This window comes from Streptomyces sp. NPDC088730 (genome assembly GCF_044751215.1).
Taxonomy (GTDB): Bacteria; Actinomycetota; Actinomycetes; order Streptomycetales; family Streptomycetaceae; genus Streptomyces.
On the sequence record NZ_JBIVLK010000003.1, the window covers coordinates 289,749 to 315,284 of the forward strand.

The 25,536-nt window shown below is 71.6% G+C and carries 18 protein-coding genes; 9 read left to right on the forward strand and 9 right to left on the reverse strand.

Translation table 11 applies throughout. The features are described from left to right. Positions 1-9: 9 nt before the first annotated feature. From ACIP89_RS13210 to ACIP89_RS13225, 4 genes are read right to left on the reverse strand one after another with little or no spacing between them, the layout of a single operon-like run. A complete protein-coding gene (locus tag ACIP89_RS13210) occupies positions 10-660 on the reverse strand; it encodes a GTP-binding protein (protein ID WP_401920546.1) in 651 nt (216 codons plus the stop codon). Next, on the reverse strand, positions 641-1,057 hold the full coding sequence (locus ACIP89_RS13215; protein ID WP_402114867.1) for a DUF742 domain-containing protein: 417 nt from the start codon (positions 1,055-1,057) through the stop codon (positions 641-643). Before ACIP89_RS13215 ends, ACIP89_RS13210 begins: the two co-directional genes overlap by 20 nt. Then, positions 1,054-1,533: a roadblock/LC7 domain-containing protein gene (locus tag ACIP89_RS13220; protein WP_401920550.1), complete on the reverse strand. Its 480-nt coding sequence runs from the start codon at positions 1,531-1,533 to the stop codon at positions 1,054-1,056. The genes ACIP89_RS13215 and ACIP89_RS13220 overlap by 4 nt, the downstream gene beginning before the upstream one ends. Continuing rightward, positions 1,530-4,643 (reverse strand): nitrate- and nitrite sensing domain-containing protein, encoded by a 3,114-nt coding sequence (locus tag ACIP89_RS13225; RefSeq protein ID WP_402114869.1) that lies wholly within the window; start codon positions 4,641-4,643, stop codon positions 1,530-1,532. Before ACIP89_RS13225 ends, ACIP89_RS13220 begins: the two co-directional genes overlap by 4 nt. Positions 4,644-5,006: 363 nt before the next feature. On the opposite strand from ACIP89_RS13225, the gene ACIP89_RS13230 reads away from it, so the two are divergent. Beyond that, complete coding sequence (locus tag ACIP89_RS13230; RefSeq protein WP_401927810.1) at positions 5,007-5,792, forward strand: hypothetical protein; 786 nt, start codon at positions 5,007-5,009, stop codon at positions 5,790-5,792. 37 nt (positions 5,793-5,829) lie between these two features. On the opposite strand, the gene ACIP89_RS13235 is transcribed toward ACIP89_RS13230, so the two are convergent. Beyond that, positions 5,830-6,327, reverse strand: coding sequence for a MarR family winged helix-turn-helix transcriptional regulator (locus ACIP89_RS13235; RefSeq protein WP_401920558.1), 498 nt, complete (start codon positions 6,325-6,327; stop codon positions 5,830-5,832). Positions 6,328-6,551: 224 nt separating this feature from the next. Between ACIP89_RS13235 and ACIP89_RS13240 the strand changes: the two genes are divergently transcribed. Next, a complete protein-coding gene (locus tag ACIP89_RS13240; RefSeq protein WP_401920561.1) occupies positions 6,552-7,406 on the forward strand; it encodes a lysozyme in 855 nt (284 codons plus the stop codon). Between the two features lie 298 nt (positions 7,407-7,704). After that, a complete protein-coding gene (locus tag ACIP89_RS13245; protein WP_390087808.1) occupies positions 7,705-8,385 on the forward strand; it encodes a polysaccharide deacetylase family protein in 681 nt (226 codons plus the stop codon). A gap of 84 nt (positions 8,386-8,469) precedes the next feature. Here the strand turns inward: ACIP89_RS13245 and lon are convergent, their stop codons facing one another. Beyond that, entirely contained in the window at positions 8,470-10,896 is a 2,427-nt protein-coding gene (lon, locus tag ACIP89_RS13250) for an endopeptidase La (RefSeq protein ID WP_402114870.1), read from the reverse strand. Between the two features lie 208 nt (positions 10,897-11,104). Between lon and ACIP89_RS13255 the strand changes: the two genes are divergently transcribed. From ACIP89_RS13255 to ACIP89_RS13280, 6 genes are all read left to right on the forward strand, one after another. Then, positions 11,105-11,689, forward strand: coding sequence for an isochorismatase family protein (locus tag ACIP89_RS13255; protein WP_402114871.1), 585 nt, complete (start codon positions 11,105-11,107; stop codon positions 11,687-11,689). A gap of 49 nt (positions 11,690-11,738) precedes the next feature. After that, complete coding sequence (locus tag ACIP89_RS13260; RefSeq protein WP_402114872.1) at positions 11,739-12,557, forward strand: nucleotidyltransferase; 819 nt, start codon at positions 11,739-11,741, stop codon at positions 12,555-12,557. A gap of 223 nt (positions 12,558-12,780) precedes the next feature. Further along, entirely contained in the window at positions 12,781-13,473 is a 693-nt protein-coding gene (locus tag ACIP89_RS13265; protein ID WP_401927801.1) for a spermidine synthase, read from the forward strand. 235 nt (positions 13,474-13,708) lie between these two features. After that, on the forward strand, positions 13,709-14,446 hold the full coding sequence (locus ACIP89_RS13270) for a response regulator transcription factor (RefSeq protein WP_014154105.1): 738 nt from the start codon (positions 13,709-13,711) through the stop codon (positions 14,444-14,446). Next, a complete protein-coding gene (locus ACIP89_RS13275) occupies positions 14,443-15,519 on the forward strand; it encodes an ATP-binding protein (protein WP_401920572.1) in 1,077 nt (358 codons plus the stop codon). The genes ACIP89_RS13270 and ACIP89_RS13275 overlap by 4 nt, the downstream gene beginning before the upstream one ends. Positions 15,520-15,776: 257 nt before the next feature. Further along, complete coding sequence (locus tag ACIP89_RS13280) at positions 15,777-19,628, forward strand: multifunctional oxoglutarate decarboxylase/oxoglutarate dehydrogenase thiamine pyrophosphate-binding subunit/dihydrolipoyllysine-residue succinyltransferase subunit (RefSeq protein WP_401920574.1); 3,852 nt, start codon at positions 15,777-15,779, stop codon at positions 19,626-19,628. 86 nt (positions 19,629-19,714) lie between these two features. On the opposite strand, the gene fxsT is transcribed toward ACIP89_RS13280, so the two are convergent. The 3 genes from fxsT to ACIP89_RS13295 form a co-directional block, all read right to left on the reverse strand. Beyond that, complete coding sequence (gene fxsT / locus ACIP89_RS13285) at positions 19,715-22,708, reverse strand: FxSxx-COOH system tetratricopeptide repeat protein (protein ID WP_401920576.1); 2,994 nt, start codon at positions 22,706-22,708, stop codon at positions 19,715-19,717. A gap of 80 nt (positions 22,709-22,788) precedes the next feature. Then, positions 22,789-24,180 carry an aKG-HExxH-type peptide beta-hydroxylase gene (locus ACIP89_RS13290; protein WP_402114874.1) on the reverse strand — a complete coding sequence of 464 codons (1,392 nt, stop codon included), beginning with the start codon at positions 24,178-24,180 and terminating at the stop codon, positions 22,789-22,791. Next, positions 24,177-25,334, reverse strand: coding sequence for an FxsB family cyclophane-forming radical SAM/SPASM peptide maturase (locus tag ACIP89_RS13295; protein WP_402114875.1), 1,158 nt, complete (start codon positions 25,332-25,334; stop codon positions 24,177-24,179). The genes ACIP89_RS13290 and ACIP89_RS13295 overlap by 4 nt, the downstream gene beginning before the upstream one ends. Between the last annotated feature and the right edge of the window lie 202 nt (positions 25,335-25,536).

The window sequence follows — 25,536 nt, forward strand, 5'->3', positions numbered from 1 at the left end:
ACGTGCGAGCTATTCCGGGGATGTCTCAAGGGCGTGGCCCACCAGGGCCAGCAGCGCCTCGACGACGTTGATCTTTTTACGCGCGTCCATGATCACAACAGGTACGTCCGGGGGTACGGTCAGGGCCTCCCTCACGTCCTCGGACTCGAACCCGGGCGTCCCCTCGAAGTGGTTGACGGCCACGATGTACGGCAGCCCGCAGCTCTCGAAGTAGTCGAGGGCGGGGAAGCAGTCGGCCAGCCGGCGGGTGTCGGCCATCACGATCGCGCCGATCGCGCCGCGCACCAGGTCGTCCCACATGAACCAGAAGCGCTGCTGGCCCGGGGTGCCGAAGACGTACAGCACGAGGTCGTCGTCGAGCGTGAGGCGGCCGAAGTCCATGGCGACGGTCGTGGTGACCTTGTCGGGCGTGGCGCTGAGGTCGTCGGTCTCCTCGCTGGCCTGGGTCATCATCGCTTCGGTCTTCAGCGGAGTGATCTCGGAGACCGAGCCCACGAAGGTGGTCTTGCCGACGCCGAAGCCGCCCGCGACCACGATCTTCGTGGCGACCGGGGCCCTGGTGTGGTCCAGCTGCCAGGCCTGCAGGCCTTCTTCTGCCTGGTCCCTGGGCCCCGGCTGACGCGGGGCGAACAGCGGCGACTCAGAGACGACGGAGTCCATTGAGCACCCTTTCGAGCAGTGCGCGGTCGGGCTGGCCGGTGCCGTGCCCGGTCCCGTACACGCGGATCTTTCCCTGGTCGGCCAAGTCGCTGAGCAGTACCCGGACCACGCCGAGCGGCATCTTCAGCAGTGCGGAGATCTCCGCGACGGTACGCATCCGGCGGCAGATCTCGACGATGGCCTGGAGCTCCGGCATGACCCGCGAGACCAGGTTGCCGTTGGTCAGTTCGCGCCGCTCGTCCGGGGCTTCGAGCGCGGCCACGAACGTCTCGACGAGCAGCACGTGCCCGAACCGGGTGCGGCCACCGGTGAGCGAGTACGGGCGGACCCGGGCGGGGCGTTTGTCCGCGCCCCGGACGGGGAGCCTGCGGGCGGGTTCGGCGGCGGCTGGGGTCACTGGGCGCTCTCCATCGATTTGCGCAGCTCACTGCGGAGTTCGGGGGTGAGTACGTGGCCGGCTCGGCCGACGAAGAGCGCCATGTGGTACGCGATGACGCTCATGTCGCAGTCGGGCGTGGCGTGCACGCCGAGCAGCGAGCCGTCGCTGATCGACATGACGAAGACGCTGCCCTCCTCCATGGCGACCATGGTCTGCTTGACGCCGCCGCCGTCCATCAGCTTCGCGGCACCGATGGTGAGGCTGCCGATTCCGGAGACGATGGTCGCCAGGTCGGCGCTGGAGCCGCGGGGGCCGTCCTGCTTGCCCTCCGTCTGGGCGTTCTGGTGGCCGGGGTCGGAGGAGAGCAGCATCAGGCCGTCCGACGAGACGACGGTGACCGAGTGGACCCCTGGCACCTCCTCCACCAGATTGCTCAGCAACCACTGAAGGTTCCGGGCCTCGGTGCTCAGCCCGAATGTGCTGGGCGCAGTCAACTGCGTGCCTCCTCGACTGTGTCCCCCGTCTCGTCGGTTCGACCGTCGGTACGGTCGGCCGCCTCAGTGTGGCCTGTACGTGCGGTGCGAGCGGCCGGAACGGCCGTACCCGGCGTGGCGGACCCGGCCGACTCGGCGATCTCCGCCTCGACGTCCCTGCGGCCGTCCTTCGCGCCCTGGTGGAAGCCGCCCAGCCGGCGGCGCAGGGCGTCCCGGTCCACGCTGCCGGTGCGCTCCGTGGTGGGGGCGGCGGTCGGCGCGACGACCCTGGGGGTGCGCTTGGGCAGCCCCTTATCGGTGACGCGGTCCGTGACCCGGTCCGTGACGCGGTCGGGCTCCGGGTGGCGCGGGCCGGGCACGGTGTCGGCCGCCGGGGCGGGGACGGGGGCGGGGGCGGGGGCCGGGGTGTCCGCCGGGCTGTCCGGCTGCGGGCCCTCGTCGGCGGACCGCTCGTGGGTGTCGGGGCCGATGGCGTAGGGGCCGGCCGCGAGCGTGGCCTCGGGTCCTTCGCCGAAGGCGGGCGCGGGGGTGAACTCGGGTACGTCGTCGAACTCGGGCACCCGGGGCAGCCGGACCTGCATCGTGGTCTCGGCGTCGCTCTCCGAGCGCTCCGAGGGCGGTGCGGACGCGGCCTGCGGTGCGGACGCGGGCTGGGGTGCGGACGCGGGCTGGGGTGCGGACGCGGGCTGGGGGGCCGGTGCGGGCTGGGGGGCCGGTGCGGCCTCGGGTGCGGGCTGGGGCGCGGTCTCGGGCGCGGCCTGCGGTGCGCGAGCCACCTCGGGTTCGGGCTGGGGTGCGGGCGCGGGCCGGGGGGCCGGTGCGGCCTCGGGCTGCGGCTGGGTCGCGGCCTCGGACTCGGCGATCGTCTGTTCTGCCGCCGCGATCAGCGGGTCGACGGACGGCGCCGGTGTGCGGCTCGGCAGCGCGTTGGAGTTGGCCTCCGCCACCGAGCCCGGCAGGTTCACCGCGGGCGCGTCGCCGGGCGCGGTGACCGGCGGCGGGGTGGCGGCCGGCGGTGCCTTCGGAAGCAGGGCGGTGGGCAGGACGACGACCGCCGTCACCCCGTTGCCCTTCTGCTCGCGCAGCTGGACCCGCACGGCGTGGCGCGCGGCCAGCAGCGACGTCACCTGGAGGCCGAGGCCGGCGCCGTCCGCGTTCTGTTCGCCGGTCTCGAAGAGCGACGGGTCGGCCAGCCGGGTGTTGAGCTCGCCCATCCGCACGGACGACATGCCGATGCCGTCGTCCTGCACGGAGAGCATGACCTCGCCGCTCTCCAGCAGCCAGCCGGAGAGCTGGACCTGGGAGTCGGGCGGCGAGAAGGAGGTGGCGTTCTCCAGGAGCTCCGCGACCAGGTGGCTGAGGTCGTCGGCGGCGAATCCGGCGATCTGGGCGTGCGGCGGCAGGGACTGGATGGTGACCCGCTCGTACCGCTCGATCTCGCTGACCGCCGCGCGCAGGACGTCGACCAGCGGGATCGGGCCCGGGTGGCCGTGCCCGTGCTCGGCGCCCGCGAGGACCAGCATGTTCTCGCTGTGGCGGCGCATGACCGTGGCCATGTGGTCGAGCTTGAAGAGGGTGGCGAGCCGGTCCGGGTCCTGCTCGCGCTCCTCCAGCGACTCGACGACCCCGAGCTGGCGCTCGACGAGGCCGAGGTTGCGCAGCGAGAGGTTGACGAAGGTGTGGTGGACGGTGTTCTTCAGCTTCTCCAGCTGGGCGGTCAGGTCGGCGGTGTGGACCTGGAGTTCGGCGCGCTGGATGGTGAGCGCCTCGCGGCCGGCGATCAGCTCGGCGCGCTCGCTCTCCAGCTTCCCGAACCGCCCGTTGAAGTCGTGGAGCAGTCCGTGCAGCCTGCCGTGCAGGGCGTTGATGGACCGGACGACCTGGGCGAACTCGTCGTTGCGGCCGGTGTAGCGGACCGGTTCCGCGGTATCGGGCTCCGCCGCCAGTCGGGCGGCGCCGATCCGCAGCACGGCGAGCGGCTGGGTGAGGGTGCGGGCCACGGCGGTGGAGACGCCGACGGCGATCAGGAAGCAGCCGCCGAGGAGAGCGATCCGCAGTTCGAGCCCGGTGACGTCGTCGTCGCGCAGCTGCTCCAGCCGCTGCACCTGGGCGGTGCCGAGCGCGGACTCGACGCTGCGCATCCGGTCGATCCGGGCGGAGAGCGCCGCTCCGGTCTTCTTGCTGCTGACCTTCTGGTCGGCGTCGGAGAGCTCGGGGCGGTCGGTGAGCTCCGCGAGGTACTTCTCCGCGTTGTTGACCTCGGGCCCGGTGACGGTGGACGCGAGCTTGTCGCGGGCGGTGGCTCCGGCCGCCTGGTCGAAGTCGGCCAGCGAGGACAGCTCGCCGACCCGGGCCAGCTGGGCGGCGGCGCTCAGCTCGTCACGGCTGCGGTCGTCCTTGCTGTCGCCCTCGTCCTGGGTCTGGACGGGCAGCCCGGTGAAGGGGTCGGTCTGGGTCACCGGCTCCTTGCGGGGGACGGCGAGCGCGGCGAGCAGCAGCCCTCGGGTGGCCGAGGCGTGCTCGGTGGCCTGGCCGAGGGCGAGCGGGGCGCGGCCCGCTCCGGCGGCGCGCGGCGGGGTCTTCTCCGCGAGTTCGTCCGCGAGGCCGTGGAGCTTGGCGATGACCTCGGAGTACGACTGGTGGGCCTCCAGCGCCGAACCCTTGCCGCTGACGGCGTCGCGGCGCAGCGAGGGGATGGTGGAGAGGTCGCGGCGCAGGACTTCGGGGGCCGCGTCGCGGATCTCGTCGACCTGCTGGTCGACGCGGGCGCTCCGGCTCCCGGTGGCGCCGCCCTGGCCGGGCTTTCCCACCCGGCCGGCGGCGATGTACGCGGTGACCTCGTCGCGCTCGTCCGCGAGGGAGTGCGCCAGCGCGATGGCCTGCTGGTTCAGCTCCGCGAGGGTGACCAGCCGCTGCGAGTCGTTCAGCTCGGACGAGGCGCTGAGGGCGGCCGGGGCCCCCGCGGCTATGACGGTGATCCCGACGACCGCGACCCCCGCGACCAGCCGACTGCGTACGCGCTTGCGGCGCCCGCCTTCGGCCGGCGCCGGAGACGCCACCTCGGAACCGCTGTTCTTGCCGCCCTTGCTCCGAGGCCGCTTCTTCTGCACCGGTGCTCGCAATCTTGATTCGTCCGCCCTTGAAGCAGAGGTGGCGCACGGCCACTTGAACGAGCGCCCCGCTCCCTGGTACGGCTTCTGACCATTCCAGTGCTTTTGAGAGGGGAGCGCGCATCAACCGCTCCGCCACTCGAACGAGTGAACAACACTCAAGAGTTGACGAACAACTCTCCCCACGGGCCCCCGCCGGTACACCTGGCCGTCCGGCTGGAACTTCCGGGCGGGCTTTGGCAGGATGCCCGCCCGCACCCTTGGCGGAGTGCTTACCTCCGCTCCAGCCGCCCGTCTGACCTGCTGGTACGAGTCGGCCCGGCTCCGTGCACACCTCGTGAAGGCGTCGTGCAGACTGACCGCATGCGTATGGAGCTCGCCACCGCCGCCGGCATCCCCGGGCGCCCGAACGAGGACTGGGCCGCCACCGTCCTCCCCGCTTCCGGCCAGGGCGGGGGGCTGGTGCTGCTCGACGGGGTCACCCCGCCGCAGGGCGACGACGGTTGTGTGCACTCGGTTCCGTGGTTCACCGCACGGCTGGGCGGCGTTCTGGTCGAACTGTCGGGTTCGCGGCGGGATCTGACCCTGCGGGAGATCCTGGCCGAGTCCATCCGGCGCACTGCGGAGGCACACCGCCCTCTGTGTGACCTTTCTCACGTACGCACACCACAGGCAACCGTCGTCATGGCGCGTTGGGACGAGACCGGGATCGAACACCTGGTCCTGTCCGATTCCGTGCTGCTCCTCGAATCGCCCGACGGAACCGTCCGCGCCCTGCTGGACGACCGGCTCGACCGGCTGCCGGCCGGCTCGCTCGCCTCGGAGGCGGTCGCGGACGCCCGGGTCCGCAACAAGGAGGGCGGCTTCTTCACCGCGGCCGCGGATCCGGCCGTGGCGCAGCGCGCGGTCACGGGGCGTACACCCCGCGCAGAGGTGCGGGCAATGGCCGCGATGACGGACGGCGCCAGCCGCTGGACGGAGATGTTCGGCGAAGGCGACTGGACGGACTGCCTCGGGGTGCTGCGCAAGGAGGGACCCCAGGGGCTGATCGACCGGGTCCGGGCCCTGGAGGACGCGGACACGGACCGCGTCCGGCTGCGGGGCGCCAAGACCCACGACGACGCGACGGCGCTCTACACGGAGCTGTGAGCCGGTGCGCGGCGGCGCACTCCATCGGCCCCGCCCCTCAGTCCTCCGCGCGGGCGTTCAAGTGGTGGAGCAGCCGGGCCAGTTCCGCGACCTCGGCCCGGTCCCAGTCCGCGAGCTTGCGCACATAGCGGTCCCGGCGGGCGTCCCGGACGTGCCGGAAGCGTTCCAGGCCCTCGTCGGTGAGGCGGACGAGGAAGGCCCTCCCGTCGGCCGGATCGGGCTCGCGCGCCACCAGTCCGAGACCTTCCAGGGCGCGCAGTTGACGGCTCATGGTGGCCTTGCCGACCCCGAAGTACGAGGCGAGATCCGTGGCCCGCTGCCGGCCCGCCGACTCCAGGCGCACGAAGAGCCCGTAGGCGGCGGCCTCCAGCTCCGGGTGCACCTCGCGTGCCATCTCGCCGGAATTCGCCCGCGCTCGGCGCAGGAACACCGCCAATTCCAGCTCCAGGGCAAGGAATTCGTGGTCCACACCACTCTCCCCGGCTGCGCCGGGTTCACTCCCTCTTTCGCTCCCGTGCACGTCAACACCCCTCATGAGCTTTCCTGCCGCTGAAAGTTTCTTTCACCGCTGGTCATCGCCGCAGCTCCGCCAGTATTTCGCAGGAGTAGACCAACGGCACCGCCCTGGCCCTCTTCCGCAGCACGGGTCTACGTGCGTAGCGTCATGCATGGCATGTTCACACCATGACGTGCCCTCAGGGGTGCGCCCGCCGGTCCCTGAGTCAGCAGATCCCCCCACTGAGGCCTCGGAGGCACGCAATGCCCGTGCACAGATCCGGCTCGAAGACCGCCCGCCGCTCACGCATCGCGGCCGCGGGAACTCTGCTCGCAGCACTCTCCCTCCTCATCACCCTGCCCGGCGCCGCGGGCGCCGCGGGCCAACCGGCCGCCGGGGACCCCACCAAGCCCGCCCGGGGGTCGGCCACCATGGGCATGGGCGTCGCCGCCCACGACGGCCGCGGCGGACTGCCGACCGACACCCGTGCCGTCCAGACCGAGGGCGTGGACGTCAGCGGCCACCAGAACGCCGTGAACTGGTCCGCCCTCTGGAGCAGCGGAGTCAAGTGGGCGTACGTGAAGGCGACCGAGGGGACGTACTACACGAACGAGGACTTCGCCCAGCAGTACAACGGTTCGTACAACGTGGGGATGATCCGCGGCTCGTACCACTTCGCCACCCCGGACACCACGAGCGGCGCCGTCCAGGCCAACTACTTCGTCGACCACGGCGGCGGCTGGTCCAGGGACGGCAAGACACTGCCGGGTGCCCTCGACATCGAGTGGAACCCGTACGGCGACCAGTGCTACGGCAAGACGCCGGCCGCGATGGTGTCCTGGATCCGCGACTTCGTGAACACCTACAAGGCGCGCACCGGACGCGACGCGGTCATCTACACCGCGACGAGCTGGTGGCAGACCTGCACGGGCAACAACGCGGGCTTCGGCACCACCAACCCGCTCTGGGTGGCCCGCTACAACACCACCGTCGGCGCACTCCCGGCCGGCTGGGGCTTCTACACGATGTGGCAGTACACCTCGACCGGCCCCACCGTGGGCGACCACAGCCACTTCAACGGCGCCCTCGACCGCGTACAGGCGCTGGCCAACGGCTGAGCCGCCCCGCCGGCGCCCGCCAGGCGCGCACTCCCCGCAGAAGAACCCGGTGACGCACTCCGTCGCCGGGTTCTTCCCGTTCCATGCCCCTGACCAGGCATTGAGCTTCGGGGGAAGGTGGCCACCCCGCTATACACGGCATGTATACGTGGTGTGTATAGTCCCTCCGGGCGCACGGCGAGTGCGCCATTCAGCAGAGAAGGAGTGACCCGCCTTGCCCAGTAGGACGAAGTCGATCGGCACGGGGTTGGCCGTCACCCTTGTGACGGCCCTCACCCTCACGCTCAGCGGCTGCTCGATGGAGACCACCGCCCCCGGTTCCGCACGCGCCGACGCCGCCTCGGACTCCAAGGGTTCGTTCGGCCCGGTGGACTGCCGCAAGGCCAAGTGCATAGCCCTGACGTTCGACGCGGGCCCGGCCGAGGACACCCCTCACCTGCTGGACATCCTCAAGGAGAAGAAGGTCCACGCGACCTTCTTCCTGCTGGGCAAGAACCACGTCAAGAAGCACCCCGACACGGTCCGCCGGATCGAGGCCGAGGGCCACGAGGTGGCCAACCACACCTGGTCGCACGAGATCCTGACGGACAAGAAGCCCGCCCAGATACGGGCCGAGCTGGAGAAGACGCAGGACGCGATAGCGGCGATCACGGGCAAGAAGCCGCGGCTGATGCGCCCGCCGCAGGGCCGCACCGACGACACCGTCTCCAACATCAGCAAGGACCTGGGGCTCTCCCAGATCCTGTGGAGCGCCACCGCCAAGGACTACTCGACGACCGACTCCGCGCTGATCAAGAAGCGGATACTCGACCAGGCGAGCAAGGACGGCATCATCCTGCTGCACGACATCTACAAGGGCTCGGTGCCCGCGGTGCCGGGCATCATCGACGCGCTGAAGAAGCAGGGCTACACCTTCGTGACGGTCCCCCAGCTGATGGCGCCTGCCGAGCCGGTCCCGGGCACGATCTACCGCCCGTAGGACCCCACGCACGCGAAACGGCCCGCCCTCCCGTCGCCGGGAGGGCGGGCCGTCCATCCGGCCGTGTACGTACTGCCACGCCCGTCACGCCGCGGCCGGAATCCTCCGCTCCGCGAGGGAAGAGGCCGGGGCGAGGGCGATCTCCAGCACCTGGCGGACGTCGGTGACCGGGTGGACCTCCAGGGTCTCCAGCACCTCGGCGGGGACGTCGTCCAGATCCGCCTCGTTGCGCTGGGGGATCACCACCGTGGTGATGCCCGCGCGGTGGGCGGCGAGCAGCTTCTGCTTCAGACCGCCGATCGGCAGCACCCGTCCGGTCAGCGACACCTCACCGGTCATCGCCACATCGGTGCGCACGAGGCGCCCGGAGAGCAGCGAGGCCAGCGCGGTCGTCAGGGTGATGCCCGCGCTCGGGCCGTCCTTGGGGACCGCGCCCGCCGGGAAGTGGATGTGCACGCCCCGGTCCTTGAGGTCCGCCACCGGCAGCTCCAGCTCCGCCCCGTGCGAGCGCAGGAAGCTCAGCGCGATCTGCGCGGACTCCTTCATGACGTCACCGAGCTGGCCGGTGAGGGTCAGTCCGGATGCGCCGGTCTCCGGGTCGGCGAGCGAGGCCTCGACGAAGAGGACGTCACCGCCGGCGCCGGTCACCGCGAGCCCGGTGGCCACGCCCGGCACCGCGGTGCGGCGCTCGGCCGGGTCCTGGGCGGACTCGGGGACGTGGTGCGGCCGGCCGATGAGACCGCGCAGGTGCTCGTCGGTCACCGTGAACGGCAGCTCCCGGTCGCCCAGTTCGTGCTGGGCCGCGACCTTGCGCAGCAGCCGGGCCACGGAGCGCTCCAGGTTCCGTACGCCCGCCTCGCGGGTGTACTCGCCGGCCAGCTTGCGCAGGGCGGACTCGTCGAGGGTCACCTCGTCCTGCTCCAGTCCGGCCCGCTCCAGCTGGCGCGGGAGCAGGTGGTCGCGGGCGATGACGACCTTCTCGTCCTCGGTGTAGCCGTCCAGCCTGACCAGCTCCATCCGGTCGAGCAGGGCCTCCGGGATCGCTTCCAGGACGTTGGCGGTGGCCAGGAAGACGACGTCGCTGAGGTCGAGTTCGACCTCCAGGTAGTGGTCGCGGAAGGTGTGGTTCTGGGCCGGGTCGAGCACTTCGAGGAGGGCTGCGGCCGGGTCGCCCCGGTAGTCGGAGCCGACCTTGTCGATCTCGTCGAGCAGGACGACCGGGTTCATCGAACCGGCCTCCTTGATGGCGCGGACGATGCGGCCGGGGAGCGCGCCGACGTAGGTGCGCCGGTGGCCGCGGATCTCGGCCTCGTCCCGGACGCCGCCGAGCGCGACGCGGACGAACTTGCGGCCCATGGCGTGGGCGACGGATTCACCCAGCGAGGTCTTTCCGACCCCGGGAGGTCCGACCAGGGCGAGCACCGCGCCTCCGCGCCGCCCGCCGACCACGCCGAGACCCCGGTCGGCGCGCCGCTTGCGCACCGCGAGGTACTCGGTGATGCGCTCCTTCACGTCCTGGAGGCCCGCGTGTTCGGCGTCGAGGATCTCCTGGGCGCCCTTGATGTCGTAGGCGTCCTCGGTGCGCTCGGTCCACGGCAGTTCGAGGACGGTGTCGAGCCAGGTCCTGATCCAGGAACCCTCGGGGCTCTGGTCGGAGGAGCGTTCCAGCTTGTCGACCTCCTTGAGCGCGGCCTCGCGGACGTGCCCGGGAAGGTCCGCGGCCTCGACACGGGCCCGGTAGTCGTCGGACTCGTCGCCGGATCCGGAGTCTCCGTTGAGTTCGGAGAGCTCCTTGCGGACGGCGTCGAGCTGGCGCCGCAGCAGGAACTCGCGCTGCTGCTTGTCGACGCCCTCCTGGACGTCCTTGGCGATGGACTCCGCGACGTCCTGCTCCGCGAGGTGTTCACCGAGCCACTGGATGGCGAGCTTCAGCCTGGCGACCGGGTCCGCGGTCTCCAGCAGCCGCACCTTCTGGGTGGTGGTGAGGAAGGGGGAGTATCCGGAGTTGTCGGCGAGCGCGGAGATGTCCTCGATCTGCTGGACCCGGTCCACGACCTGCCAGGCGCCGCGCTGCTTCAGCCAGCTGGTGGCGAGCGCCTTGTACTCCTTGGCGAGCTCGGCGACGGCTCCGGGAAGGGGATCGGGGGCCGAGGCGTCGACCCGGGTGCCCTCCACCCAGAGCGCGGAACCGGGCCCGCCGGTGCCGGCGCCGATCCGTACCCGGTCGCGGCCCCGGATGAGCGCCCCGAGGTCTCCGTCGGAGAGCCGTCCGACCTGTTCGACGGTGCCGATCACACCGATGCCGGTGTAGGTGCCGTCGATGCGCGGGACGAGCAGCACCTCGGGCTTGCCTGCGCCCTCGCGGGCGACGGCCTGCGCGGACTCCACAGCGGCGCGTACGTCGGTGTCGGACAGGTCCAGAGGCACCACCATTCCGGGCAGCACGACCTCGCCGTCGAGCGGCAGCACAGGCAGGGTGAGCGGTGTGACCGCATTGGACTCAGTAGCCATGATCTCCCCTTCGGCAGTCAAGTTGAGCTATGCAGACTCAATGCTTATGAGCTGCTCAATGTTCCCCAACCCGTGTTCGCTGTGAGCGATCAGGAATCGCGCTCACGGAACGGCAGCCTCCGCCCGCCCTCGTGCAACACGGGAGAGCGCCTGTGAAATCCCGCGAAATCCCCTGGAAGGCGCGGGCCGCGCCGGACAGGATGGCGCCATGAACGATGTCGCTCCCCCCTCGCAGGCCCTGCTGGTCGTGGACGTCCAGAAGGCGGGGGTGACGGGCGAGCGGGCGGTGCCCGGCGCGGCCGGGCTCCTGGCGCGGGTGACGGAGCTGATCGCGCGGGCCCGGAGCGGCGGCGCGCTGGTCGTGCACCTCCAGAACGACGGCGCACCCGGCTCGGACGACGAGCCGCACACCCCGGGCTGGGCACTGCACCTGCCGGTCGAGGCCGGTTCCGGGGAGGTGGTGATCCGCAAGACCCTGGACGACGGCTTCGCGGGCACCAGGCTGGGAGAGCTGCTGAGCGGTGCCGGGGCCCGGTCGCTCGTGGTGTGCGGGGTGATGTCGGAGATGTGCGTCCAGGCCACCGCCCGCACCGCCCTGGCCCTGGGCTACCGGGTCGTCCTGCCGTACGACGCCCACGCGACGCAGGACGTCCCGGCCGTCCCGGGCATCAGCGCCGCCGTCCCGGCCGCCGTGGTGTCCCGGGTCGCGGCATGGGCGATCAGCGGCGATGCCGAGGTCACCACGCCGGCCGCGGAGGTGTCGTTCGCCGCCCCGACGTCACGTCCGCGATGAGCCCCGAAAGGCGTCCGGCTCGGACCCGGCGGCAGGGCAGAGCGCCCGTATGAACGAAGGCAGAGGGCTGGAACCGGACGGCACGATCGCCCGGGAGGGGTCGCTGAGCCGGGTGCCGGAGCGGTTCGCGCCGGTCGTGGCGGCCGCCCGTTCCCGGATCTCCGAGGTCTTCGGCCCCGACCGGCTGGACAGTGCCTACGTCTACGGCAGCGTTCCGCGCGGCACGGCCGTTCCCGGTATCTCCGACCTGGATCTTCAGCTGGTCCTGCGCGCCGGACCCACCGAGGCGGACCGGGCCGACGCGGACGCCGTCGAGGCCGGGCTCGACGCGTCCTTCGAGGAGATCGACGGCGTCGGCATCCTGCTGTCCGGCCGGGAGACCGTGCTCAGCGACCTCGAACGCCATGACGCGGGCTTCTTCATCGCCTGCCTGTGCACCCCGCTGCTCGGCGACGACCTCGCCGGCCTGCTGCCCCGCTACCGTCCGAGCTCACTGCTCGCCCGGGAGACCAACGGCGACCTGTGCCTGCTGCTGCCGGACTGGCACGAGCGGGCGGCCGGGGCCGCGACGGACCCGGAACGCCGCGCCATGAGCCGCGGCGTCGCCCGCCGGATCGTGCGGACGGGCTTCACGCTGGTGATGCCGAGGTGGGGCGGCTGGACCAGCGATCTGTCCGAGTGCGCCGAGCTCTTCGCCCGTTACTACCCGCACCTGCCCGAACGGGCCGGGCAGATGCGACTGGCCGCCCGCACGGGCCGCACCCCCACCGCCGACCCGGCCGTCCTGTCGATGCTCGTCGACGACCTCGCCCCGTGGCTGGCGGCCGAGCACATCGCGGTGCACGGCGAGAAGGCACCCCGCCCCTGACCCGGCCGGGCGGCGGCCGGACCGTACCGGCCCCTGCCCGCTCGGGCACCCCACCGGCCCGGACACCGCCCTTCGGGCACCCCACCGGCCCGGACACGATCCTTCGGACACCTGGCCCGGCCGGGCATCCCGCTGGCCCGGACACCGCCGGCCGGGCCAGGATGGGCCCGACACCCAACGGCGGTGCCCGCACCCGTCGACCAACCCACCGGAGACCCGCGCCATGCACCACACCTACGGCCCCGACGCCCTCGCCCCCGTCACCCTCGACCGCCGCGAGGGACCGTATGGGGAGGTCGTCCTGCGCAGGCGGGGCGACGACTTCGAGATCATCGCCAACGGGTGCTTCCTGATGGACACCTCGGACGGGCGCTCCGAGCGGCTGCTGATCGACGCCGCCCTCGCCGCGCTGCCCGCGGGCAGGCCGGCCCCGGCGGTGCTCATCGGCGGCCTCGGCGTCGGGTTCTCGCTCGCGCGGGCCGCCGCGGAGCCGCGCTGGGGCCGGATCACGGTGGTGGAGCGGGAACAGGCCATCGTGGACTGGCATCTGGGCGGGCCGCTGGCCGGGATCTCGGGCGAGGCGCTGGCCGATCCGCGGGCCGGGATCCTGACGGCGGATCTCGTCACCCACCTCCGTACCACTACGGAGCGTTACGACGCACTGTGTCTGGACATCGACAACGGGCCGGACTGGACGGTCACGGAGGACAACGGAAACCTCTACTCCCCCGCCGGTCTGGCCGACTGCCTCCGGTGCCTCACACCCGGCGGAGTGCTCGCGGTGTGGTCCGCGCAGCCGTCCGCGGAATTCGAGGAATCCCTGCGCGATGCCGGATTCCATGGGGTTCGGACCGAAGAGGTAGGCGTTGCCCGGGGTGTGCCGGACGTGGTCCATCTCGCACTTCGCGCCGCCTGAGATTCCCCCGCCGGGTATCCGGGCCCACGGGACGCCCGGGGGCCAAGCGTCACAAGAGCGACACTCCGCCTCCCTCGCGCGGGCGACGCACCCCCGCGCCCTTGCACCCTGCGTAGCCGGGAACCGTCCGCTGCCTTTACGCTGCTGACCGATAACGGGATCTCCCGCGAAATTCACAAGCGATAACCGTGCGTCCGGGGGAATGACCCCCGCGAGAACGGGCAGGGGCGGGGCGATGGAACAGACACACACCACCCACAACGGTGTCGCGGCCACCCCGGGCGCGCAGCGCCGGGTGCTGGTGGTCGAGGACGACGCGACGATCGTCGATGCCATTTCCGCCCGGCTGCGGGCCGAGGGCTTCCTGGTGCAGACCGCGCTCGACGGCCCCGCGGCCGTGGACGCGGCCGAGGCCTGGCAGCCGGATCTGATGGTGCTCGACATCATGCTGCCCGGTTTCGACGGGCTGGAGGTCTGCCGCCGCGTGCAGGCGCAGCGCCCGGTGCCGGTGCTGATGCTGACCGCCAGGGACGACGAGACCGACATGCTGGTCGGGCTCGGGGTCGGCGCCGACGACTACATGACCAAGCCGTTCTCCATGCGTGAGCTGGCGGCCCGGGTGCACGTCCTGCTGCGCCGGGTCGAGCGGGCCGCGCTGGCCGCCGTGACGCCGCGCAGCGGGATACTGCGCCTCGGTGAGCTGGAGATCGACCACGCGCAGCGCCGGGTGCGGGTGCGGGCGGACGACGTCCATCTGACGCCGACCGAGTTCGACCTGCTGGTCTGCCTGGCCAACACGCCGCGCGCCGTGCTGTCCCGTGAGCAGCTGCTGGCCGAGGTCTGGGACTGGGCGGACGCCTCCGGCACCAGGACCGTCGACAGCCACATCAAGGCGCTGCGCCGGAAGATCGGCGCGGAGCGCATCCGTACGGTGCACGGTGTCGGTTACGCCCTGGAGACCCCAGCGCCATGACCGCGCCCGGACCGGGGCTGCGGCCGTTCTCGATCAAGGCCAAGCTGGGCACGCTCGTCGTGGTCTCGGTCTTCATCACGACCGGGTTGCTGATGGTCGCCCTGCGCACCCGTACCGAGCTCCGGTTCATCACGGTGTTCTCGGTCATCGCGACCCTGCTGATCACCCAGTTCGTGGCGCACGGACTGACCGCGCCGCTGGACGAGATGCGGGCCGTGGCCCGGTCGATCTCGCACGGCGACTACACCAGACGGGTGAGCGGCGCCGACCGGCGTGACGAGCTGGGCGATCTGGCCCAGACCATCAACCTGATGGCGGACGATCTGGCGGCCGTGGACCGGCACCGCAAGGAGCTGGTGGCGAATGTCTCACACGAGCTGCGCACCCCCATCGCGGCGCTGAGAGCCGTGCTGGAGAACGTCGTGGACGGGGTGTCCTCTCCAGATCCGGAGACCATGCGCACCGCCCTCAAGCAGACCGAACGGCTCGGCAGGCTGGTGGAGACGCTGCTGGACCTGTCCCGGCTGGACAACGGCGTCGTCACGCTGAAGGCCCGCCGTTTCGAGGTCTGGCCGTATCTGTCGGGGGTGCTGAAGGAGGCGAATCTGGCCACCGCCCACCGCCGGCTGTCCTCCGGCTCCGGGAACTCCACCCGCAAGGACGTCCATCTCCATCTGGACGTGTCGCCGCCCGAGCTGACCGCGCACGCCGACGCGGAGCGGCTGCACCAGGTGGTGGCGAACCTGATCGACAACGCGGTGAAGCACAGCCCGCCGCACGGCCGGGTGACGGTGCGCGCCCGGCGCGGCGCCCAGCCCGAGTCGCTGCATCTGGAGGTCGTGGACGAGGGCCCCGGCATTCCGGAGTCCGAGCGGCACAGGGTCTTCGAGCGTTTCAACCGGGGCGACGTGACGTCCCCGCACGGTCCGGGCAGCGACGGGGGTACCGGTCTCGGCCTGGCGATCGCCCGCTGGGCGGTGGATCTGCACGGCGGACGGATCGGCGTGGCCGAATCAGCTCGCGGATGCCGCATCCGCGTCACTCTTCCGGGGACCCATCAACCGCGAGGTTGACATAGGGTTCGAACCGGAAGGACACGTTCTGCGTGTTCTGTTCAAGGGGTACGGTCCAAGGGGCCGTAACTGCGGTCTCGCGTACCCGGAGCAATGCGGAACCAAGCTTGTTTCCCGCCATTTCCTGCGCCGAAACCCGACTTTCGATGTGACTTGCACGACGAAGACCGGCCCGGTCCGCATGGAACGGTCCGGGAGGCGTAGCCTTGATTTCCGCTGTCCACCACCTTGTGAAGCGGAAGAGGGCGGTTGCCGCCGTGTCGTCTCAGTCCCCCAGTAACTCGAGCATCTCGACCGACCAAGCCAGCCCGGGTTCGAACCCGGCTGCTGCTTTCGGCCCCAATGAGTGGCTCGTCGACGAGATCTACCAGCAGTACCTCCAGGATCCCAATTCGGTCGATCGCGCCTGGTGGGACTTCTTCGCCGACTACAAGCCGGGTACGTCCGGCACGGCGGACAAGCCCGTTCCCGGCGCCGCAGCCGCGGGGGCTGCGGTGCCCACGGCTCCGGCCGTGACCGCACCGACCGCCACCAACCACACCGCGCCTGCCGCGCCCGCGCAGCCCGCGGCCCAGGCTCCGGCCCCGGCTGCACCCGCCGCTCCGGCGCCCGCGCCCGCCCCTGTCGCCCCAGCGGCTCCGGCCGCTCCCGCTGCTCCGGCGAAGGCGGCACCGGCTCCCGCGAAGGCCGCTCCGGCTCCGGCCGCCAAGGCCGCCGCCGAACCGGCCGCCGAGGCCCCCGCCGGGCCGGAGTACGTGACGCTGCGCGGCCCCTCCGCCGCGGTCGCGAAGAACATGAACGCCTCGCTGGAGCTGCCGACGGCCACGTCCGTCCGCGCCGTCCCGGTGAAGCTGCTCTTCGACAACCGCATCGTCATCAACAACCACCTCAAGCGCGCCCGGGGCGGGAAGATCTCCTTCACGCACCTCATCGGGTACGCGATGGTGCAGGCCCTCAAGGCCATGCCGGCGATGAACCACTCCTTCGCGGTGAAGGACGGCAAGCCGACCCTGGTCAAGCCGGAGCACGTCAACCTCGGCCTGGCCATCGACCTGGTGAAGCCGAACGGTGACCGCCAGCTGGTCGTCGCGGCCATCAAGAAGGCCGAGACGCTCAACTTCTTCGAGTTCTGGCAGGCCTACGAGGACATCGTCCGCCGGGCCCGCAACGGCAAGCTCGGCATGGACGACTTCACCGGCGTCACCGCCTCGCTGACCAACCCCGGCGGCATCGGCACCGTCCACTCGGTGCCCCGCCTGATGCCCGGACAGGGCCTCATCATGGGTGTCGGCGCGATGGACTACCCGGCGGAGTTCCAGGGCACCTCGCAGGACACCCTGAACAAGCTGGGCATCTCGAAGGTCATGACCCTGACCTCGACGTACGACCACCGGGTCATCCAGGGTGCCGCCTCCGGCGAGTTCCTGCGGATCCTCTCCCAGCTGCTGCTCGGCGAGAACGACTTCTACGACGAGATCTTCAAGGCGCTCCGCATCCCCTACGAGCCGGTCCGCTGGCTCAAGGACATCGACGCCTCGCACGACGACGACGTCACCAAGGCCGCACGGGTCTTCGAGCTGATCCACTCCTACCGGGTCCGCGGCCACGTCATGGCCGACACCGACCCGCTGGAGTACCGCCAGCGCAAGCACCCCGACCTGGACATCACCGAGCACGGCCTCACCCTGTGGGACCTGGAGCGGGACTTCGCCGTCGGCGGCTTCGCCGGGCAGACCCTGATGAAGCTCCGCGACATCCTCGGTGTGCTGCGTGAGTCGTACTGCCGCACCACCGGCATCGAGTTCATGCACATCCAGGACCCGAAGGAGCGCAAGTGGCTCCAGGACCGGGTGGAGCGTCCGCGCCCCGCGCCGGAGCGCGAGGAGCAGCTGCGCATCCTGCGCCGGCTCAACGCCGCGGAGGCGTTCGAGACGTTCCTGCAGACCAAGTACGTCGGCCAGAAGCGGTTCTCGCTGGAGGGCGGCGAGTCCGTCATCCCGCTGCTCGACGCGGTCATCGACTCCGCCGCCGAGGCGCGCCTGGACGAGGTCGTCATCGGCATGGCCCACCGCGGCCGGCTGAACGTCCTGGCGAACATCGTCGGCAAGTCGTACGCGCAGATCTTCCGCGAGTTCGAGGGCAACCTCGACCCCCGGTCGATGCACGGCTCCGGCGACGTGAAGTACCACCTGGGCGCCGAGGGCACCTTCACCGGTCTGGACGGCGAGCAGATCAAGGTCTCGCTGGCCGCCAACCCCTCGCACCTGGAGGCGGTCGACCCGGTCCTGGAGGGCATCGCCCGCGCCAAGCAGGACATCATCAACAAGGGCGGCACGGACTTCACCGTCCTGCCCGTCGCGCTCCACGGCGACGCGGCCTTCGCGGGCCAGGGCGTCGTCGCCGAGACGCTCAACATGTCGCAGCTGCGCGGCTACCGCACCGGCGGCACCGTGCACGTGGTGATCAACAACCAGGTCGGCTTCACCGCCGCCCCGGAGTCCTCGCGCTCCTCGATGTACGCGACGGACGTCGCGCGCATGATCGAGGCGCCGATCATCCACGTCAACGGCGACGACCCGGAGGCCGTGGTCCGCGTCGCGCGGCTCGCCTTCGAGTACCGGCAGACGTTCAACAAAGACGTCGTCATCGACCTCATCTGCTACCGCCGCCGCGGTCACAACGAGGGCGACAACCCGGAGTTCACCAACCCGCAGATGTACACCCTGATCGACAAGAAGCGCTCGGTGCGCAAGCTCTACACCGAGTCCCTCATCGGTCGCGGCGACATCACGCTGGAGGAGGCCGAGCAGGCGCTCCAGGACTTCCAGGGCCAGCTGGAGAAGGTCTTCGCGGAGGTCCGCGAGGCCACCTCCGCACCGTCCCAGCCGCATGTCCCGGACGTCCAGGCCGAGTTCCCGGTGGCTGTGACCACCGCGGTGTCCTCGGAGGTCGTGAAGCTGATCGCCGAGTCGCAGGTCAACATCCCCGACTCGATCACGGTGCACCCGCGACTGATGCCGCAGATGCAGCGCCGCGCCGCCTCCGTGGACAACGGCACCATCGACTGGGGCATGGGCGAGACGCTCGCCATCGGCTCGCTGCTGATGGAGGGCACCCCGGTCCGGCTCGCCGGCCAGGACACCCGCCGCGGCACCTTCGGCCAGCGGCACGCGGTGCTCGTCGACCAGAAGACCGGCGAGGACTACACCCCGCTGCTCTACCTCTCCGAGGAGCAGGCCCGTTACAACGTCTACGACTCGCTGCTCAGCGAGTACGCGGCGATGGGCTTCGAGTACGGCTACTCGCTGGCCCGTCCGGAGTCGCTGGTCATCTGGGAGGCCCAGTTCGGTGACTTCGTCAACGGCGCGCAGACCGTCGTGGACGAGTTCATCTCCTCGGCCGAGCAGAAGTGGGGCCAGACCTCCGGCGTCACGCTGCTGCTGCCGCACGGCTACGAGGGCCAGGGCCCGGACCACTCGTCCGCCCGCCCGGAGCGCTTCCTCCAGATGTGCGCGCAGGACAACATGACGGTCGCCATGCCGACGCTGCCGTCGAACTACTTCCACCTCCTGCGGTGGCAGGTGCACAACCCGCACCACAAGCCGCTGATCGTCTTCACCCCGAAGTCGATGCTCCGGCTGAAGGCGGCCGCGTCGAAGGCGGAGGAGTTCACCACCGGCGGCTTCCGCCCGGTGATCGGCGACGACTCGGTCGACCCGAACGCGGTCCGCAAGGTCGTCTTCTGCGCGGGCAAGGTCTACTACGACCTTGAGGCCGAGCGCGAGAAGCGTGGCGTCACGGACACCGCGATCATCCGCCTTGAGCGCCTGTACCCGCTGCCGGGTGCCGAGCTCCAGGCGGAGATCGCCAAGTACCCGAACGCCGAGAAGTACCTGTGGACGCAGGAGGAGCCGGCCAACCAGGGGGCGTGGCCGTTCATCGCGCTGAACCTGATCGACCACCTGGACCTGGCCGTCGGCGCCGACGTCCCGCACGGTGAGCGCCTGCGCCGCATCTCGCGGCCGCGCGGCTCCTCGCCCGCGGTCGGCTCGGCCAAGCGTCACCAGGCCGAGCAGACCCAGCTGCTCGACGAGGTCTTCGAGGCCTGAGCGGTACAGCACGGACCGGGGGCCCGGCCCCGCGCATCACGCGCGGGGCCGGGCCCCCGGCCGTTGCCGCCGGTGCTCGGAGGTACTCAGATCATCTGCGGCTCGAAGTCCCAGTACGGCCGGTTGCGGGAGCGCGCCGAGACCGTGTGAACGTGCTGCGCCCCCAGGGTGGCGGCCAGATCGCCGAGCGCCTCCGTCTCGACCTTGTCCGCCCGCTGCCGGTCGCGCAGTGCCCGTAGATCGGCCGCGTGCGCGATACGGGCGCTGAGGGTCAGCGGGTGGGTCCTGCCGAGGGCCTCGGTGGCCCGGGTGATGACCGAGTCCGTCAGCGCGGCGGCGGATTCGGGGTCGCCCACGAGATTGCGCAGCGCCGCGGCGTTGACCGCGCAGCCCAGCGTCCAGGGGTGCTCCTCGCCCACCGCCCGGCCCATGTCCGCGAGGGCCTCCTCCGCCAGGTGGTGCGCGTGGTCACGCTCCCCCACGTTGCGCAGGATCAGGGCGTGGTTGCCACGGGTGCCGGCCACGTAGGGATGCTGCTCACCCAGCATGTCCGTGTAGGCCTCCATGACCTTCTCGCTTATGGCCCGGGCCTGGTCGATGTCGGCGTGCTCCCGGGCGAAGCAGCTCTGGCTGGCGGCGAACATCGTGGTGAGCGGATCGCTCTCTCCGAGCACCCGCTCACCGCGTTCGAGCACCCGGGTGAAGAGCTCGGCAGCCGGACCGCGCTGCCCCGAACGGTAGTAGCAAAGCGCGAGGTTGTGCTCGGCGCGCAGAGTCTGGGGGTTCTCGTTGCCCATCACGAGCCGGTGCACCCGGACACTCTGGGTCTGGAGCGATTCGGCCTCGCCGTACCGGCCGAGCAGACGCAGGTCGGTGGCGTAGTTGATCTCTGAGTACAGGGTCCAGCTGTGGCGCTGCCGGAGCAGCTGCCGCCGCGATTCCAGAGTGCGCCGGTTGTGTTCCAGCGCCTCCTCGTACCGCCCGAGCAGGCGCAGGGACGCTCCCAGGTTGTTCTGCGCGCTGAGCGTGAGCGAGTCCTCGTCCCCCAGCAGTTCACGGTACGCGCTCAGGACCCAGCTCGACATCTCGTACGCCTCGTCGTACCGCCCGAGGCCGCGCAGGTCGGCCGCGAGGCCGCTGGCGGCGCGCAGGTGCTCCAGGTCGTGGATGCCCCGCTCGGCGCGCAGGTGGTCGACGGCGGCCCGCTCGATCACCTCGGTCCCGGCGTAGTCGCCGACCGCGCGCAGCAGGTTGGCGTAGTTGTAGCTGAGGTCCCAGACCCGGGGGTGAATCTCCCCCATCAGCTCACCCCATGCCGTCATGGCACGGGAGCCCAGCTTGATGCCGGCCCGGTACTCACCGGAGAGGTACATGTAGCGCAGGCAATTGAGCACCAGGGACTGGACCGCCGGGTCGGTGCTGCGCAGGACGTCGGCCCACTTCAGGTGCGGGGTGATCTCCGCGTACCGGGGCCACAGCCGGGTGTCGGTGGGGCGGCCAGGGTCCGCGGCGGCGAGTGCGCGGCGGACCACGTCCATGAATTCCTGGCGGTCGTGCTCCGGCATGTCCTTGCGGACGATCTGGTGGACCATGCGGTGCAGGTAGATCGACTCGCCGGAGGACGATTCGTCGACGACGGCCTCGTGCGACTCCAGGCGGACCACGGAGTACTGACGCAGCTGGCCGATCGCCCTGTTCCACAGCAGGGGGTCGTTCATCAGTCCGGAGAGCTGCTCGGGCAGCTCTCCGGGCGGCATCTCCTTCAGCAGCCGTACGGGGATGGAGCCGGGCGCGAAGAAGCTGCACAGGCGCAGCAGGTCGACGGATTCGGGGACGGTGTCCCGGAGCTTGTTCAGCAGTATCGACCAGGCGGTCTGGAAGGCCAGCGGGAAGTCGGCGGAGACCTTGACGACGTCCTGGTCGATGCCGCCGCCGAGGAGTTCGATGTACTCCTCGACGGACATGTCGGAGTCGTTCAGCCAGCCCGCGGTCTGGTCGAGCAGCAGCGGGAGGTCCTCCAGCGCCTCGGCGAGCTGATCGGCTTCGGTCCGGGTGAGGCGCGGGGCCCGGCGGAGGATGAAGGCGACCGACTCGTCGCGGTCGTAGACCGGCACCTCGACCAGGTTGCTGTTGTGCTCGCCCCACTCGGGGTTGCGGGACGTGATCAGCACGTGGCCGGGGCCGGTCGGCACCAGGTCCCAGATCTGTTCCGGCTCGTCCGCGCCGTCCAGGACCAGCAGCCAGTGGGAGTGCGGGTCGCCGCGGCGCAGCGAGTCGCGGACCGCGCGCAGCCGCTCCCCGTACTCGGCACCGGTGGACAGGCCGAGCTCCGGGGCGAGTTCGGCGAGCTTCTGGCGGTAGACCGCGCGCCGGTCGGCGGGCACCCACCACACCACGTCGTACTCGGAGCCGAACCGGTAGACGTACTCGGCGGCCAGCTGTGTCTTGCCCACGCCCGACATGCCGTGCAGGGTGACGACTCCCGCACCGGCGCCGGCGTCCTGGAGTGCGGTGTAGGCCTTGCTGAGCAGTTCCTCGCGGCCGGTGAAGCGGGTGTTGCGGCGCGGCACCCCGCCCCACACCTCGGGGGTGTCGGCCGGGTAGCGCGGGCCCGGCCGCGCCGCCGCGGCCTCGGGCAGCGGGTCCGTGGGCAGTCCCAGCCGTACGAGCAGCCGGCGCTCGGCCTCGTCCGCGCCGACGTTCGTCAGGTCCGCGGCGCCGAAGACGGAGGTGGCGCCGGGCAGCGCCGAGGTGGTGACGGACGCCGCGGCGAAGCGGTCCGGGTCGGGAGCGACGACCTCGCGCAGGGCACGGTTCCACTCCTCGTGGCTGCGGGGCCCGACCCGGAAGTACCAGTCGCTGAGCAGGACCAGGATCCGGCCGCGGGAGAGCATCAGGTCCCGCAGGGCGTCCTCCAGCGGTACCTCGACCGGAGGGTCCCAGCGCTGCTGGACGACCGCCACCCCGCGCCGCTCCAGCCGGTCCGCGATCCACGCCGCCCAGGCTCGGTTGAAACCGGCGAAACTGAGGGTGACAGTCTGCGCCCCGATTGCTCCAACTTGCTTACGCGTTCCGGGCATTCAACCGTCTCCCTGACCTCGTTGCGAGCTCTGTCAAGATACACCTGAGCACTGACGCTCCGGCCGGATTCACTGGCCGCTCAGCTCCCGGGTGATCCGTTCCTCTGCTGCCATATCACCTTGGCGGTGCTCACATAGGCCTCCGCGCGAGCCAGGTGACCCGTGGGGGGCGGCGAATCCTCCAGACGGTGGTAGACCGTGATCATCTCGTTGACAAGCACCCGCCCCTCGTCGGTCAGCGCGGCCGAGCCGGCCAGGACCGGCAGTACGGCGCCGACCTGCCGGTGGGAGCGCGCGTGTTCCGTCCAGGCCAGATCGCGGTGGGTGACCCGGCGCGCGCCGAGCGCGAACCGCTGCCAGTAGTCGGCCAGCGCAAGGTGCGAGTAGGCGCCCTGGAGCAGCCCGTCGAAGGGCCTGGGGTCGGAGCGCCACGGAGCGAAGTGGCGTGGGGTGGCGTCCTCGTGGTGCAGCCGGACGAGTGCGCCGAGCGCGGCCAGCTTGGTGTGCTGGAGTTCGTGCACGAGGGTGGAGGCGAAGTAGGCGGGGGTCGCGGGCTTGCTGCTGAGGACGGCGCCGAACGCCTCGCGCCGGGTGCCGCTGCAGTGGGCCGCGCCCCGGCCGTCCGGCCCGGATCCGGGCGGCGGTCCGAGCGGGACGAGGCAGCGCAGCAGTACGGCCGCCTCGGTGAGCCGGTGTTCGCCGCCCACCCGCAGCAGTGGCTCGACTCCGGACCAGGATTCGGTCCAGGCCTTGCGTTCGTGGTCGTCGATGTGGGTGGCGGCGCTGAGTCCGTGGCGCTCCAGCCCGGTGCCCCGGGTGCGGTACGGGTCGAGGTCGTCCAGGGGTACGGGGCCGACGCCCGGCAGTACGGCCGGCAGGGTGAGCACCGGCAGCCAGCGGGGGTCGGCCGAGCTCATGGTGCCGTCCGGCAGGGCCCGTACCGAGAGGGGCGGGGCACGGTCCGGGCGGACCGTCATGTCGCCTTCCGCGTAGGCGAGTTCGACCGGTCCGTCGGCCGCCCGTACCGCGCCCAGAGTGGGCAGTGAGAGCAGTCCGCCGCGGGCGGTGAGCCGGGCGGTGCAGGGCAGCGCGGCCCGGATCGCGGCCGCCGCGGCGAGGGCGCCGAAATGGGCCAGGTCGGTGTGGAGTTCCGGGCCCGCGGCGGTGGTGCCGGCGAGGCCGCCCAGGAGCCGTTGGGCCCACGGGCCGGTCATGGGGTGGAACAGCACGGTGCGCGCGGCGGCCCGGTCGGCGCGTTCGGCGGCTTCGAGCAGCGCCCAGTCCTCGCGCAGCCGGTCGAGCAGAGGGGGCGGGCACACGGTCGTGGGCGCGGCGGCCGCCGCGTCGAGCAGGGCCCGCAGGAGGACGAGGCGGCGGGTGTCCTGGTCGCGGACGAGCAGGCCGAGGGAGTCGGTGTCGCCCTCGGTGCGGCCGAGTTCGCGCAGTACGCGCTCGGGTATGGCGGGGCTCATGGGGGGTCTCCTGCGGTTGCGTCGGCGAGCCGGTCCGCCACGTGGCGGACCAGCCGTTCGAGGTCCGCGCAGTAGACGGACGGGTTGATGAAGCCGTTCTCTGCGCGGTAGCGGTGTGCGTAGTGGCCGCCGCCGCAGACGGTCAGCAGCGGGCAGGCCCGGCAGACGGCGGCGAGCGCGCCGGCTCCGGCCTGGCGGGCGGCGACGCCCGGGTGGCGCAGGGCGTCGTCGAAGGTGTGCCGGAAGACGTCGAGTCCGGTGGCGGCGGCCGTGTCGTAGGCGGACTTGAGCGAGTCGACCTGTTCGATCGAACCGTCGGTCTCCACCACGACCGCGTTGACGGGGTCCAGGCCGAGGGACTCGGTGGCGGCGGGCAGGCCGAGGAGCAGGGCGACGCACTCCTCGAAGAGCCGGATCCGGGTCTCCCGCCGGGCCGCCGGCCACCAGCGGTCGAAGACGGCGCACAGCCAGTCGCCGTACGGGGTGGCGCGGCCGGAACCCGGTCCCATGGGGATGCCCGCCGGGTCCGGCAGTCCGGGCGGCGGGCTGGTCCAGTTGCCGTGCGGCAGGAGCAGGTCCAGGGCCGGCGGGCGCAGGGCGAGCAGTGACTCGTACATCTCGACGGGGTCCGTGCGCGGGTCCACGACGGTGAGGATGCCCGCGTACGCGCCGGGGTGGCGGTCCGCGAGGAGCCGGGCGCCGCGAGCGGCGGCGGGCCAGGAGGGGCGGCCCGCGTGGTCGGTGCGCTGGGTGTTGTGGGCGGCCAGTCCGCCGTCCAGGCTGATGCCGATGCTGATTCCGTGCCGGGCGAGCACGGTGACGCCCGCGTCGGTGAGCAGGGTGGCGTTGGTCTGCACGGTCGCGTGGACGGCGCAGCCGGCGGGCACCCGCTCCCGGACCCGGTCCGCCAGGGCCGCCAGCCGGTCGGGGCCCGCGAGCAGGGGTTCGCCGCCGTGCAGCACCAGGGCGACGTGGAGCAGCCGGTGGGCGGCGGCGTGTTCGGCGATCCGGTCGGCGGTGCGCTCCAGGACGGCGGGCGCGGCGGCGGCGGGCCGGTCCCGCCAGGTGCGGTCGGGGCCCTCGTACAGGTAGCAGTACCGGCAGGCGAGGTTGCAGCGGCCGTGCACCTTCACGATGAACTGCCCGAACGGCACGGGTGCGGGCGGGCCCGCGCCGCCGGCCGTTCGCGGGCGCGGTCCGGCCCCCGTGGGGCGCGCGGTACCCGGGAACGGCTCACCGCTCCCGTCCTCGTACCGCCGCTCCCTCTGCGGCGTCGCCCGTCGGACCACTCCGGCACCCCCGTGCTGTACGTCTGCCGGGACGGTCACCGGCACCGGCGCGGGGTGAGTATCCCCG